Annotated in this window: 13 protein-coding genes; 6 read left to right on the top strand and 7 right to left on the bottom strand. The window is 47.1% G+C overall.

Annotation, left to right across the window (positions count from 1 at the left end; all coding sequences use genetic code 11):
• The first annotated feature begins 45 nt into the window (after positions 1-45).
• The 3 genes from ABD892_RS01660 to ABD892_RS01670 all read left to right on the top strand — a co-directional run bounded on the left by ABD892_RS01660 (position 46) and on the right by ABD892_RS01670 (position 2,359).
• A complete protein-coding gene (locus ABD892_RS01660; RefSeq protein ID WP_345193140.1) occupies positions 46-819 on the top strand; it encodes an alpha/beta fold hydrolase in 774 nt (257 codons plus the stop codon).
• A gap of 144 nt (positions 820-963) precedes the next feature.
• Complete coding sequence (locus tag ABD892_RS01665) at positions 964-1,992, top strand: tyrosine-type recombinase/integrase (RefSeq protein ID WP_345193142.1); 1,029 nt, start codon at positions 964-966, stop codon at positions 1,990-1,992.
• A gap of 91 nt (positions 1,993-2,083) precedes the next feature.
• Positions 2,084-2,359 (top strand): HU family DNA-binding protein, encoded by a 276-nt coding sequence (locus tag ABD892_RS01670; RefSeq protein WP_211829214.1) that lies wholly within the window; start codon positions 2,084-2,086, stop codon positions 2,357-2,359.
• Positions 2,360-2,428: 69 nt separating this feature from the next.
• On the opposite strand, the gene ABD892_RS01675 is transcribed toward ABD892_RS01670, so the two are convergent.
• Complete coding sequence (locus tag ABD892_RS01675; RefSeq protein WP_345193147.1) at positions 2,429-2,758, bottom strand: helix-turn-helix transcriptional regulator; 330 nt, start codon at positions 2,756-2,758, stop codon at positions 2,429-2,431.
• A gap of 438 nt (positions 2,759-3,196) precedes the next feature.
• Between ABD892_RS01675 and ABD892_RS01680 the strand changes: the two genes are divergently transcribed.
• The 3 genes from ABD892_RS01680 (at position 3,197) to gltS (ending at position 6,092) form a co-directional block, all read left to right on the top strand.
• Positions 3,197-3,757, top strand: a complete 561-nt coding sequence (locus ABD892_RS01680) for an LOG family protein (protein ID WP_345193149.1) — start codon at positions 3,197-3,199, stop codon at positions 3,755-3,757.
• 79 nt (positions 3,758-3,836) lie between these two features.
• Positions 3,837-4,757: a DNA replication terminus site-binding protein gene (locus ABD892_RS01685; protein ID WP_345193151.1), complete on the top strand. Its 921-nt coding sequence runs from the start codon at positions 3,837-3,839 to the stop codon at positions 4,755-4,757.
• Between the two features lie 138 nt (positions 4,758-4,895).
• Positions 4,896-6,092 carry a sodium/glutamate symporter gene (gltS, locus tag ABD892_RS01690; protein WP_345193153.1) on the top strand — a complete coding sequence of 399 codons (1,197 nt, stop codon included), beginning with the start codon at positions 4,896-4,898 and terminating at the stop codon, positions 6,090-6,092.
• Between the two features lie 3 nt (positions 6,093-6,095).
• On the opposite strand, the gene ABD892_RS01695 is transcribed toward gltS, so the two are convergent.
• The 6 genes from ABD892_RS01695 to ABD892_RS01720 all read right to left on the bottom strand — a co-directional run bounded on the left by ABD892_RS01695 (position 6,096) and on the right by ABD892_RS01720 (position 13,409).
• The gene (locus ABD892_RS01695) at positions 6,096-6,653 is read right to left on the bottom strand and encodes a hypothetical protein (protein ID WP_345193155.1); all 558 of its coding nucleotides are present in this window, start codon (positions 6,651-6,653) and stop codon (positions 6,096-6,098) included.
• A 122-nt stretch (positions 6,654-6,775) separates the two neighbouring features.
• On the bottom strand, positions 6,776-7,987 hold the full coding sequence (locus ABD892_RS01700; protein WP_345193157.1) for a NupC/NupG family nucleoside CNT transporter: 1,212 nt from the start codon (positions 7,985-7,987) through the stop codon (positions 6,776-6,778).
• Positions 7,988-8,118: 131 nt separating this feature from the next.
• The gene (locus tag ABD892_RS01705; protein WP_345193159.1) at positions 8,119-10,152 is read right to left on the bottom strand and encodes a polysaccharide biosynthesis protein; all 2,034 of its coding nucleotides are present in this window, start codon (positions 10,150-10,152) and stop codon (positions 8,119-8,121) included.
• An 84-nt stretch (positions 10,153-10,236) separates the two neighbouring features.
• Complete coding sequence (locus ABD892_RS01710) at positions 10,237-11,520, bottom strand: O-antigen ligase family protein (protein WP_345193161.1); 1,284 nt, start codon at positions 11,518-11,520, stop codon at positions 10,237-10,239.
• Between the two features lie 78 nt (positions 11,521-11,598).
• Entirely contained in the window at positions 11,599-12,768 is a 1,170-nt protein-coding gene (locus tag ABD892_RS01715; RefSeq protein ID WP_345193163.1) for a DegT/DnrJ/EryC1/StrS family aminotransferase, read from the bottom strand.
• Complete coding sequence (locus ABD892_RS01720) at positions 12,768-13,409, bottom strand: sugar transferase (protein ID WP_345193165.1); 642 nt, start codon at positions 13,407-13,409, stop codon at positions 12,768-12,770. The genes ABD892_RS01715 and ABD892_RS01720 overlap by 1 nt, the downstream gene beginning before the upstream one ends.
• Positions 13,410-13,716: the final 307 nt, after the last annotated feature.

Raw genomic sequence — 13,716 nt, forward strand, 5'->3', positions numbered from 1 at the left:
CTTCGGCCAACCGTTCTACAGTTAACAGTAGAACGGAGGCAATGTATGGCTAAGGCAAGCATTAATGGGACGGAACTCCATTATGATGTGATCGGTGAAGGCAAGCCCCTGCTGATGATCCACGGGCTTGCCTCCAGCATGCAGGACTGGCAACTGCAAATTCCCACGCTGAAAAAACAACACCAACTGGTTTTGGTGGATTTAAGGGGGCATGGTAAAACCGGCGCCGCTGCGGATTACAGCATTCCCGTGATGGCGGATGACCTGCACCACCTCCTCGAATGCCTGAATATTGAAGCCTGCAATGTCATGGGAATTTCCATGGGGGGCATGGTGGCCATGGCTCTTGCAGCCAAATACCCGGTAAAGGTCGACCAACTCATTCTGGTTAATACAGCCACATCTTTGCATCACACAACATTACCTTACCGAACACTGCTTAAATTTCGGCGTCTAATGCCACTGATCCCCATGCCCACACTAGCCAAAATCATGGTGCATTCATTACTACCTGGCGACCACCTTCATCCTGTCAGAGAGGTGCTGCGGCAACGCTGGCAGGAGAATGATCCACAATTACTCTCGGCCTGTCTCGAGAGTCTGATAACCACAGACCTGTCACTTTGGTTACCGGACATTTCCGCTGAGACACTATTCATTCGTGGCGATCGGGACTTCTTTTCACTGACCTCCGCCATGGCCTGCTGTAATGCGATCCCGGAAGCCCGGCTCCATACCATCAAAGATTCAGGCCACGGCACACCCGCCGACCAGATGCTTGCCTTCAATAATGCCGTTCAAGAGTTCCTGTCACGCTGAGGCTTGAAGACAGTCAGCCTGAGTCACTGATATAGTCTCACCATGCATGACATTTCAACTCTTTTCCCAACACACGACGTTGCCCCTGATACGCGAACGCACCACAATCGGCTCGGCGTGTCATCGGACAAGGAAGCTCTCAGCTTGTTTCTCCGTCGTGCCGCACGGCGTTCTGATGAGACGCTGCGCCGCTACACCCGTGAACTGGTCCGGTTCACTGCCTTTATTCGCAAGGAGCTCATCAAAGGCTATGCCGACATTACGGTAGCCGATGTGGAAACGTATGTGCATTTCATACAGGCCCCCTGGCCACATTGGCAACAGCCGGGCATTGATCACAGCAACCCACAAAAAGTCTATTTCCCGAATCCGGTCAAACCTGGCAAAAGTACTGACCAGATCATCACCGTACTCAGCAGTTTTTTCAGTTACCTGCATACAACAGGTTATCTTCAGGGAAACCCGGTCAGCGGTTTTGATAAGACCGGTGAAAAGTTTGCACGCGGCCATAGCGAGCCACGCTATTTCTTCGAAGATGAATGGCAGGCACTGCTGGATTCTCTTACCAGTTACCCCGAGAAAACCAAGCGACAGCAACAGGAAAAAGCGCGCCTGCACTATGTCATTGCCATTACCTACGGCGCTGCTCTGCGGCAGTCAGAACTGGCACAACACACCTGCAAGAATATACGCACTGACAACCAGGGTGACCTGACCCTTGAAATACACGGTAAAGGTCGTCGATTGCGTACGTTGCCCGTCAACGAGCACATGCTTCAGGCAATTATTCGATACCGTCGTTTTCATGGCATGTCTGATTTTGCCAGGGACAGCTTCCCGTTGGCACCGTTGCTCAGCCCCGCCTCACCCAACACTGAAAACTACCGCTCCATGACACCGCGGCAAATCAGAAAATGGTTTAGCCAATTCATGGTGTTCTGCGCACGCCGTGTTGAACCACAGGATCCTGATCTTGCCAACCGGCTAAGAGGTAAAACGTTCCACTCACTGCGTCACACGGCGTTATCTCACCTGGCAAAAATCATGGATATTGAAGACCTGTCCATTTTTGCCGGACACGAATCGATCACCACGACACAACAATATTACACACCGGAAAAACACCGACTGAAACAGCTGACACGTGACCATGGTCTTATGACAAGTCGCTAAAAATAAGGGTTAAACCGCTATGAGCCTCAATGTATTTCGTGTATTATCGCCCGCCTTGCATCTTTGGCTGTAGTTATTTCCAGGACTCGACATGAACAAAAAAGAGCTGATTGAAGCAGTTGCTGAACAGGCAGATCTGCCCAAGAGCAAGGCCGAAATGGCCATCAATGCATTTTTGCATTCTACCCAGGAAGCCCTGGTTCGCGGTGAGTCCGTTCAGCTGATCGGCTTCGGCACCTTCGGTGTTGGCACCCGCTCTGCACGTAAGGGCCGTAACCCGCAGACTGGCGCCGAGATCGACATTCCTGCTGCTAAAATCCCCCAGTTCAAGGCGGGAAGCAAGCTGAAGGACGCAGTCAACAACTAAGGTTGTTGTCCGCAACAAAAAAAGCACCGGAATGGTGCTTTTTTTGTATCCGTTTTTTCATCTTATTGTTTAGTGCATTACGCGGATCACATCCAGCAATGCCTTCTTGTGACGCGGATTCAAGCGCCCCAGCAGGCGATTGATTTCATCATCCAACTCATCATCACTGATTTCATCAGTATTACTGGTGATGTACTGGTTACCCCGCCCTGTCGCTATCCATTCAAACGACACACCCAATGTTTCAGAAATTTTGCGTAAGTTATCCAGGCTGGGACGGCTCATATCGGTTTCCCACTGAGCCAGCGCACTTCTGGACACCCCGATCAGATCAGCCAGCGCCTGCTGCGACAGCCGCTTCTCTCTTCGAGATTTTATCAATCGTATCATCAATGACATATTGCACTCCCTGACACCGTTAAAACAAAGAACTAATGTCACACCCAGCACCAAACCGGATCGCAGGATGCACGCACAACAAAGCCAATGCCGAGATGTACACCACAAGTCCGTTAAATGGTGGTATTTCAGGGAAAACCCTTGAAAAACTCATGGAGCGAATGCAGTTCAGACCTGCAAATCCTTATGCTTCATGTTGATCGTTGGCGAGCAGACTATGCTTGCTTATGGGATTAGAGACTAATCAGACTAAAAAGTTCCGGTAAAGAGGGAAATGTCACCCCTACTACTTTGGTCGCAAGGAAAACAAACACCGTGCTATAGGCTAAAAATCTAACCTTAAAATGCTGTCTGAAATAATGCGGAGGAAATATTAAATCATTCGTCCCCGTCATTTTCTGGCGATTCTCAATCAGACCCAAAAGGGGAGGATCTTGAATGCGTTTAGCGGTTTTTTGTGGAGCTTCCGCAGGCAATCAGCCTGTTTATGCTGAAGCAGCCAAATTGACAGCCAAAGAAATAGCCAAAAGAAATATAGAGCTGGTCTATGGCGGTGGCCATGTCGGCTTAATGGGTATTCTGGCAGACGCCACACTGGAGGCCGGCGGGTCGGTGATTGGCGTGATTCCAGAATCCCTTAAAGCCCGGGAACTTGCTCACCAGGGATTGACTCAACTGCATGTTGTCAAAGATATGCACGAGCGCAAGGCCCTGATGGCTGATTTATCAGACGGTTTCATCGCCCTGCCTGGCGGCGCTGGCACCATGGAAGAGATCTTTGAAACCTGGACGTGGGGCATTCTTGGCTATCATCGCAAGCCCTGTGCCTTTTTTAATGTCGCCGGCTACTTTGACTTGCTCACACAGTTCATTACCCATATGGAGCAGCAAGCATTTCTTGAACCATCCTATCGCAATATGCTGATTGTTGATGCCCAGATCCAGTCGCTGATCAACAACCTGGTAACCTATCAACCGCCAGCGATCAAATGGTCTTGATTGGATAGATATGATTGCCTGTTGCATAACAGGACGTTCAGGCGTAGAAAGAACTAAACGGGATTGATGATTGTATATTATGTCTAATATAAAAACCGCCGCCAGACTTGCCGTCAGAGATGCCCTCCTTTCGCTGATGGATCATGCACGGCTCTTTTGTGACGCAGTGACCCATGATCAAGACCTGCCTGCATGGGTTATGGAACAGGATCACCAATCTTTAGTGTCGGCCCGGGAAAAAGCCGCACATGCCGTATCCTGTCTGACCTATCAGGATGACCAACAACGCCAACAAACTGTAAAGCTCACGGGGCTCATCGGTATCTCAGACAATACGCTGGTGCTGGGGCGTTTATTTAACCAGAGCAAAGCAGATTTCAAGGCAGCCATGCTGCATTACCGCCACCTGTTTGGTGAGTCCATCAAGATGACGGACTTCAGCTCAAAGGAGTTACGGGATGGCTTACTGGGACACATGAAAATCCAGCACCTGCACTTCGTTCAATGCTATCGTCAGATCAAGCTGTTTGAAGAAGCCCCTGCGCGGGTCGGTTTCAGCTGGGCATCAGGCACACACGGCACAGTAAGACTGAGCGCTGAAGCCGCCATTCAGCATCTGAAAGACAAATTTACACCCAGCCAAGTGATACTGAATGACATAAAACAGCTGGAGCAGATGCCTAAAGATGCCGTCGTTGTGATCAAGCGCCCACTTGCGCCCCATCTACGGGCCAACCTGAGCTGGCCGGACAACATAGAGACGCTCAGGCGAAGCGATAAAACACTTCGCACCCAATATCCGGGACAAATCAACACGCCGTTACCATTATTTCTCCTGCTCAGCCCGGGGCAACCCTTGCCAGAATTCAATGCCATCAAACCCTGGGTAGCCGGGATGAAACAGGAGCGGCTTCAACGCCGTGATACCTGCCTTGAAAAACTCTCAGACCATCCGGGCTCATTCCTCTATATACCTCGACAGAAAGAGGTAACGATTTAGATATGTGTCTTGCTGGCATATCAAGAATCGACAATCGAATCCACTGCGACCATCAATTCGAGCGAGTTGGCACTATCAGACCACTTGCTCTAATACTTTATAAATAAGGTAAAAATTCATGAGCCTGACGCTTCTACCATGACAATCACATTTGCCGGCATAAACCTTTTACTGGCCAGCATAGTCGTACTGTACATCGGGCATTATCTCACCCGAAAAAGCCGGTTCCTGCAGGAATACAATATTCCTGCCCCTGTCACCGGCGGTCTGCTCAGCAGTGTGCTGCTTACGCTCATTGCCAGTAAGACCTCACTCTCTTTCCATTTCGACCTCGAACTGAGAGACCTGTTGCTCCTGATGTTTTTCAGTACCATCGGTCTTAACGCGCGTTTTAGCCTGTTACTCAGTGGCGGAAAAACACTGACGATCCTGCTCTTTGTCATGTTGGCATTCCTTATCCTGCAGAATACGACAGGCGTTCTTTTTGCCCTGTTTCTGGACCAGGATCCCGTGAACGGTCTTCTGGCCGGCTCCATTGCCTTTGCAGGGGGACATGGCACCGCCATTACCTGGGGCAGCTACTTTGAACAAAATGGCCATCCGGGCTCGCAGGAGTTTGGCCTTATTGCTGCGACCCTTGGACTTATTCTGGGCGGCACACTGGGAGGGCCGTTGGCTCACAACCTCATCAAGCAGCATGCACTGTATGGCAACCAGCACAGGACGCCTTACGTTATCGACTCCCAGTCACAAAAAGAATATGTACCAGTTGATATGACCGGCATCTTCCGGGTACTTCTTGAAATCAGCATTACCATCAGTGTGGGTCTCTATCTACACCAATGGTTGGAAAGCCAGCAGATCATCCTGCCGGAGTTTCTCCCTGTACTGCTCATAGGCATCATCATCGCTAATCTGGGAACGGTGTATAAACACCAATCCGATACAGGACTGCTATCACTTTGGGGGGATGTGTCGCTGGAGCTGTTTATAGCGATGAGCCTGTTGTCACTTCAATTGGGGTTGCTGGCGAATACCGCCTCATCACTTGTTATCATCACCATCGCACAAACGGTGATCAGTGTGCTGTTTGTCTATTTTATCGTTTTCCGGTTTGCTGGCAGAGATTACGACGCCGCGGTTATTTCTTCCGGGTTTATCGGCTCGGGACTAGGCGCCACTCCCGTTGGGATGGCCAATGTGGAAACCATCACGAGCAAATTCGGCCCTTCGCCAAAGGCACTACTGATCATTCCCCTGCTCGGTTCATTCTTTACGGATGTTTTAAACGCACTCGTGTTAAAGGGTTTTCTCACCCTGCCATTCTTCCAGTAGACGTCAAACACGCTCATCCAGACGCAACTGTTCGAATATCTGTTCAACAATAATCCATTCCTGATCCCAGAATTCCGGCACAGCTTCAAAGCTCATGACATAGAGCGTTCCTGTCACCACATTGGCAATCAGTAGATTGAACTGCTGGGTTGGATTGTTGGCATTGGTATAGTGGATCGCGGTTGCTGCCACGCTTTTGAAAGCTCCTCCTTTTCGCTGCCAAGTTTCCAGCACGCGGGACGACTTGTATAAATCTTTCATGAAAAGATCAAGATGCCGTTCGGCAGGGATGCCGGTCCGGGACTCAGCCTGCTGCAGCACATTGACACGTACTCGAGGAGCGAGGGGCTGCTTATGCCGCCTTTTGGTAATCACAAACCGTACGGTGTTATTGTTCTCTAACCGCTCAAACGCCCATCCATCAGGCACAAGAAAAGAGCACGTGATAAATTCACAGGCTTCCCATTGATACCCTTTGGGCGGTTTGGCTGCATACGCTGACTGAAACTGAAGAAGCGATGCAACGATGATAAATACAAAAACAATCCCTTTACATCGCATTAGCTATCCATCCGGGATATGGCTCATTATTATTGGATTTATTGCTGTTGTAGCTACCAGTCTACTATGACGCCTTTAACCTACTCAACTGCCACAACATCAAAGCAATGGCTGCAGGAGGCTCACAGCGGAAGAAAAAATCCGGCAATCGCTGCGCTCATGAGGTTTGACAGCGTACCTGCAATAACCGCCTTCAGCCCCAGTGACGCAATATCATGACGTCGACTCGGCGCCAATACACCCAACCCTCCCAGCAATATGGCAATAGACGACAAGTTTGCGAAACCACACAGGGCAAAGGTAATAATGGCCTGGCTCTGTGTCGACAACACATCTCGCATATTAATGAAATCAACATAAGCGACAAACTCATTCACGATGACCTTCTGGCCAATCATACTGCCGGCCATGATGGCCTCGTCCCAGGGAATACCGATAATAAAAGCAATGGGCGAAAAGAGGTATCCAAGGATTTCCTGCAGACTCAGATCCTCAAACCCAAACAAGTCCCCAATACTGCCAATAATACCGTTCAGCAAAGCAATCAAGGCAATAAAAGCCAGCAGCATCGCTCCAACATTCACGGCCAGACGCATACCGGATGAAGCTCCGGTTGCAGCTGCATCAAGAAGATTGGCATGATCCTCCCGACTCAGTTCTGTGACAGCATCATTGACCTGCGATGTTTCCGGACAAATTAGCTTAGCCATCAACAAACCGCCGGGCGCCGCCATAAAGCTCGCTGCAATCAAATATTTCAGTTCAACACCCAGGCTGGCATAGCCCGCAAGTACCGAACCCGCTACTGAAGCCAGACCACCGACCATCACAGCAAACAGTTCCGATCGCGTCATGGTGGCAATGTAAGGCTTTACCAGCAGCGGAGCCTCGGTTTGGCCCACAAAAATATTGCCTGTCGCTGATAAGGACTCCGTACGACTCGTGCCTAATGCGCGCTGCAAGGCACCACCAATCAACTGGATAATACGTTGCATGATGCCCAGGTGGTACAAAACAGAAATCAATGCTGAAAAGAAGATAATCATGGGGAGCACATTGATCGCGAAAACAAATCCCACTTTAAAGCGCGCCAGGTCACCAAAAACAAAGGTAATGCCTTCATTGGCATAGCTCATCACCTGTTGGACTGCAGAAGATATGCCGCCCAAAACATCTTTTCCAAAGGGAATATAGAGAACAAATGCCCCAAAACAGGCCTGAATCAGAAATGCCCCTATGACCGTCCGCCAGTTTATGGATTGCCGATCAGACGACAAAAGCCAGGCGATACCAACTAACACCAAAATACCTGCAAGACTGATCAGCATGCTCATGGATAAACACTCTTGGCCATTCGATTATAGGGGAGCAAAATGACTGAAGGGAGTCAGTACAGGATAGGGTAAAATGAAAAAACTGGGCGGGAATATCGGAGGCTACTACTTACAGATGTCAGACATGGTTGTCATGTTTTCACTGATAACGAGGCATCAGTAATCGTGTCGGATTCAGGTAACGTACAATGTGTGGCCGACATAAACAGCGCCTTTAACTGCAAAATGTTTTGTTCCTGATAAGCCACAAACATGCTATCGAGCAAGGAAGTAATCTCTGACCAGCTCATAACCGTTTCATTCGCGCAGAAGATTTTGGGGTGGCGAGTCGGAGAAGCCCGATCACCAATCAGCAGCTCTTCATACAGCTTTTCACCCGGTCGTAACCCCGTATGTACAATTTCAATATCCCCCTCAGGATGCTCTGCATCTTTAAGCGTCAATCCAGACAGTCGGATCATTTGCTGGGCAAGTGTCCTGATATTGACCGGTGCCCCCATATCCAGCACAAACACCTCACCGGAATTATCCATACCTCCTGCCTGTATCACCAATTCGACCGCCTCACGAATCGTCATAAAATAGCGATGCATATCAGGATGTGTGACTGTCAGCGGTCCACCAGTACGAATTTGGGCTCGAAACAGAGGCACGACTGATCCGCTGGACCCAAGAACATTGCCAAATCGAACCATTGTGAATGATGTTCGATTGGCAACTGTTTTATCAAAGACATCATCACGATTCCCAAAGTCGGCAGGCATTTTGACAGGGTATAAAGTAATAAGATTAAGGCTGCTCGCTGCCTGCAATGTCATTTCGGCAACCCGTTTCGAGGCCCCCATGATGTTGGCAGGCCGAACAGCCTTATCGGATGAAATCAATATGAACCGTTGAACATTTGCGATGATAGCTGCCTGAGCACAACACAGTGTCCCCAAAACATTATTACGAAACGCTTCAAAAACATTATTTTCAATGATGGGGACATGCTTGTATGCTGCAGCATGATACACCGTTTCGACCTGATGCGTTGTCATGACATCAACGAGCTGCCTAGCGTCTGTTATGGTACCTAGTACTGAAACAACCAGCGCGCAACTCCCCAGCTTCACGCTTAACGCATTTATTGCCTCACTTGTCTCATACAGCCCATACTCCGAATGATCAAACATGATCAGGCATTCTGGTTTGAGCGCCAGTAACTGGCGGCATAACTCTGAGCCAATAGAGCCCGCCGCACCAGTTACCATGACCACCTTATCCTTAACGGATTCTTCAAGCAGTGAATCTATCGCGGGCACTTCATCGCGCCCCAGAACATCTTCAACGCGAATATCACGCACATCATTAATTGTGAACTTGCCTCCAGCCAGTAGTTTTAGCGACGGAATAGACTGGATTCTTAACCCAGGCTTTTCAATACCCTCCACTATACCTGCCAGCTTATGACGCGGCAGTGAAGGTAAAGCCAAAAACACATCACAACAATCATAGCGCTCTAGAACCTCATTCAGGCTTCCTGATTTGAAAATTCGGCAACCAGAAACCGTTCGACCATGCAAAGCCTCATCATCATCAAGCAATGCAACAGGATCATATTCATCACCAGAGCGTAAGGCTTCCAACAGCTGCACTCCTGCTTCGCCTGCCCCATAAATGACCGCCGGTACATTTCTTGATAATGTAGAACGATATTTATTCCGTTTTAACTGACTGATTTTATTTAACCCAAACAACCATGAACGAGTCATATAACGATATGAAGCCATAATAACCAACGTGAGCAATCCGAATAAAATCGGTACCGTACGTGGAAAAATAGCCGCTATCTGAAGTAGATAATAACAAGACATCATTACAACGACCATATACCCTGCCCCCTTAAACAAGATCACAAGGTAATGAATATCCATATGGCGCAAAAGCGCTCTATATACACCGACAAAATTGAATGATATTAATGCTGAAAATGCTGCCAACAGATATAAAGGTTGTGCATCACCCAACGGATTAGCTCGATCAAAATCACCCAAGCGAATATAAAGTGCCAACCAGAGAGAAAAGCAAACTACAGCAATATCAAGGCATGCAAAAACACCATGTTTAACATCACGAGACAAACTCTCGAATGTTATTTTTTTAACCAACGATGGATTCAACATTTTTTATATCATTCAAACAATAATGAATTAAACAATAATCATTTTAATCGCTAAAAATACATAAACGGAGGACGCACCGATTCTTCAATTACTAGAAACAGGCCGAACTTCTTTTTTAGAAACACATAAAGCAACCGGAAAGAAAAACAACAACCATTCCAGACCTGGCCTGGAAAGCAGATTAAATGTATCTGTCAGCATCCCAACAAATCCAAATACCAGTATACATCCTGCCATTTGCATGTGTGGTTGATCCCTATGTACATATGATATGAACACTCCCCAAACTACCGTCGCAATATAGAGAATTGCAGCAGGTATGCCCCAGTAGAATAAAAGACCAAGTATCATGCTATGAGGGTGTTTCATAATTCGCCCCTCAATAATTGGCCCAGGATATTCTGCAAAACTACCATGTCCAACGAGTGGATGCTGGGAAATATATGCTATTGTCGTTTCCCATATAGTAAAGCGACCACTGAAACCATCAATGAATGTATTGTTGATCAACGTCGCTATTTTTTGATTAAAAGAAAACAGCAGAACATACCCAAAAGCCAGTAACACAAGCATCAGCTTTGATTTTCCATGGCTATTAATCAGCAAAAAACTCATTGCGACCATCCCAGCAAAAGCCAGAAGTGGCCCACGCGATCCAGAAAACAAAATAAATGTGAAGATAACAGAAATGCACACCATGACAATGAAAGTCTTCCGCTTACTTTTATATAAGCCATTAATCAGGCCTACCCACAACATTGAGGCAAACACACCATAATATAGCGCTGCCAAAATCGGGCTTACAAGATAACCAAACTCCTCAATACCTAAGCTCCCAACCCTATAACCTTCAACACCAACAATCCTGACGCCAATTGGCTGCTCTAATATTCCATAATGATAAACCAGTGTTATCAGAGCAAATAAAGTGGCTACATACGCAGACAACAGAAATAATTCATGGTTATTTTGTCCATACAAAACCACCGTTCTTACAACATATAAATAGAGACAAGCCGTAACCACTCGCACTAATACAGCTTCCTGATTGACAGCATCATTCATAAAAAGTGAATTAATCACAACCCACAAAAAAAGAACAGAAAGAAGTTTTTCCCCTACCGTCAGACCACGAAAGCATGAACGCATTCCAAAGCAATATAAATGCAAACAGAGAGAAATCAAGCCCGGAAAAAAACAAAAAATATAGGTTAGCATGGCATAATATTCAATAGAGCCAAGCCAAAGCATACCCGTCAGCTGGAAAAATAAACCTAACGGCAACACATTTCTTTTGATAAATAAATCCAACACATCAATTCTTTCGAACCGACCTTCACTTCTCTCAAAATTACCAGAGCCCTGCATAATCAATATGTTCTTTTTAAGAATATTTATAAAGCGATAAAAACAAAACCGACTTGACGGTCAAAAAGCACAAAACCATCAATGCATCGCACTATCCATTACTGTCTTAATTGCCAACTTTATTATATCAACATCTTCAGATGACATTGATGGATGAATGGGAAAAGCCAAGCTGACTTCACCTAAATGTTTTGCGTGAGACAAGTTACCACCTAATTTATATTTTTTGGACTCAAAAAGTAACTCTCTATACAACTCAGGACATGCCCCAGTAAAACAGGGCACACCCAACGCATTAATTTCTTCCAGAACACGATCGCGGCTCCAACCTTTTTTAAGCTGTTCAGGCTCCACAAACAGGTAAAAACGATAACCTGCATGATCAATATCTTGAGGTATGTCAGGTACTCGTAATGCTGTGTAACGAGAACAAACTGACGAAATCGCTTTCATATTAGCCTGCCGTTTAGCTACCCAGTCAGCAACACGCCCCAGCTGAATACGACCAATCGCAGCCTGCATCTCAGTCATGCGCCCATTGGTACCCAGAGAATCATGTAACCAACGATACCCTTTACCTCTGGAGGCACAAGATTCCAAGGCTTCAGGTGCTTTACCATGTTCTTTCAATGACCAAACAGCTTTAGCGAGCTGGGCATCATTGGTTGTCACCATGCCGCCTTCGCCACCGGTTGTCATGATTTTATCCTGACAAAACGACCAAGCTGCAATATGACCTATACCACCCACTCGATTACCCTTATAAAGAGCCCCATGAGCTTGGGCACAGTCCTCAACGATAAAAATCCCTCTCGCATGGGCAAGGGAGAGAATAGGATCCATGTCACAGGGCCAGCCGGCCATATGAACGCAAATTATCGCTTTCGTGCGCTCAGTTAAGGCCGTTGAAATGGTCTTTGCCGTAATATTCTGACTATCCGGATCCACATCCACAAAAACCGGTATAGCGCCACAACGCAGAATACAACTAGCAGATGCTATAAATGACCTCGGTGTGACAATCACCTCGTCACCATAACCTATACCAAGCGCCAGTAATGACAACTCAAGTGCCAGCGTCCCATTCGCTAAAGCAACAGCATGCTCAGTACCAGTCCACTCCGCGAATTCCTGTTCAAATAAACGTATTTCTGTCCCTGTCCAATAATTCACCTTATTTGACAAAAGTACCCTAGATACCGCCTTGGCTTCCTCTTCAGTGAACGACGGCCACGATGTAATCGGCATCAATCCTCCACCTTCTTATGATTGGGTTGTGTTTTGTTACCAAGAAATTCCGGCATTGTGGTATCAGCTACTGCACTGTCATGCACAATTCCCTTTCGCTGCATAACTCTAAAGATCGTCAAAAACAGAATCTTCACATCCAGCCAGAATGAGGCATGCTCCACATACCAGGTATCTAATGTAAACTTTTCATCCCAGGACAACGCATTTCTACCATTGATCTGAGCCCATCCTGTGATACCAGGCATAGCCATCAGTCGCTGCTTTTGTTCATGGCTATATCGATCAACATAAGCCATCGGTAATGGCCTCGGACCAACAAGACTCATGTCCCCTCTGATCACGTTCCACAGTTGAGGTAATTCATCCAGACTGGTTTGGCGAAGCCAGTAACCAAGAGAGGTAATCCTAAGTGCATCATGATCGCCGCCCACATCGCCGGATACAGGGTTCATCGTACGAAACTTGTATAAAGTAAACGCTTTTCCTTCGAAACCTGCTCGATTATGCGAATAAACCAAAGGCCCTCCATCGCGAACAAGAACAACCAAGGCAACAATAAGAATCAATGGCCATAAAATCAGGAATGCACACAGAGCAACAAACAAATCGAAGCATCGCTTACTGTGAGAATATGTCATCCTTTTGATTCCCACCCTATGTCAACCACCTAACCAGAACACCTTTAAAAGAAAGTATAATACTAGAGCACAATATTTAACGAGCAATGAGAAATCTCATTTACCGCCTTTCATTCCACTTAGGGAAACTGCGAATAAGTCTCTTTTCCCAATAGCAGTGTCAGTAATGCCAAGGGTTACCGAAGGTGAAGGTGGACTTATTCGCACCTTCCTTAGCGTAACTCTTTCGTAAGTACTCAAAAACCGGTACATAAGGCGATTTCACGTTCTGCCGCCTAAGCTCATCCCCATGTTCCCATTACCGCCT

Origin of the sequence: Kistimonas scapharcae, from assembly GCF_039540975.1 — a bacterium.
Classification (GTDB): Bacteria; Pseudomonadota; Gammaproteobacteria; order Pseudomonadales; family Endozoicomonadaceae; genus Kistimonas; species Kistimonas scapharcae.

Bases quoted from the DNA above. Each gene is read 5' to 3' on its own strand.
- ABD892_RS01660 (WP_345193140.1), top strand. From the start codon at position 46: ATGGCTAAGGCAAGCATTAATGGGACGGAACTCCATTATGATGTGATC.
- ABD892_RS01670 (WP_211829214.1), top strand. From the start codon at position 2,084: ATGAACAAAAAAGAGCTGATTGAAGCAGTTGCTGAACAGGCAGATCTG.
- ABD892_RS01675 (WP_345193147.1), bottom strand. From the start codon at position 2,758: ATGTCATTGATGATACGATTGATAAAATCTCGAAGAGAGAAGCGGCTG.
- ABD892_RS01680 (WP_345193149.1), top strand. From the start codon at position 3,197: ATGCGTTTAGCGGTTTTTTGTGGAGCTTCCGCAGGCAATCAGCCTGTT.
- ABD892_RS01685 (WP_345193151.1), top strand. From the start codon at position 3,837: ATGTCTAATATAAAAACCGCCGCCAGACTTGCCGTCAGAGATGCCCTC.
- gltS (WP_345193153.1), top strand. From the start codon at position 4,896: ATGACAATCACATTTGCCGGCATAAACCTTTTACTGGCCAGCATAGTC.
- ABD892_RS01695 (WP_345193155.1), bottom strand. From the start codon at position 6,653: ATGCGATGTAAAGGGATTGTTTTTGTATTTATCATCGTTGCATCGCTT.
- ABD892_RS01700 (WP_345193157.1), bottom strand. From the start codon at position 7,987: ATGAGCATGCTGATCAGTCTTGCAGGTATTTTGGTGTTAGTTGGTATC.
- ABD892_RS01705 (WP_345193159.1), bottom strand. From the start codon at position 10,152: ATGTTGAATCCATCGTTGGTTAAAAAAATAACATTCGAGAGTTTGTCT.
- ABD892_RS01710 (WP_345193161.1), bottom strand. From the start codon at position 11,520: ATGCAGGGCTCTGGTAATTTTGAGAGAAGTGAAGGTCGGTTCGAAAGA.
- ABD892_RS01715 (WP_345193163.1), bottom strand. From the start codon at position 12,768: ATGCCGATTACATCGTGGCCGTCGTTCACTGAAGAGGAAGCCAAGGCG.
- ABD892_RS01720 (WP_345193165.1), bottom strand. From the start codon at position 13,409: ATGACATATTCTCACAGTAAGCGATGCTTCGATTTGTTTGTTGCTCTG.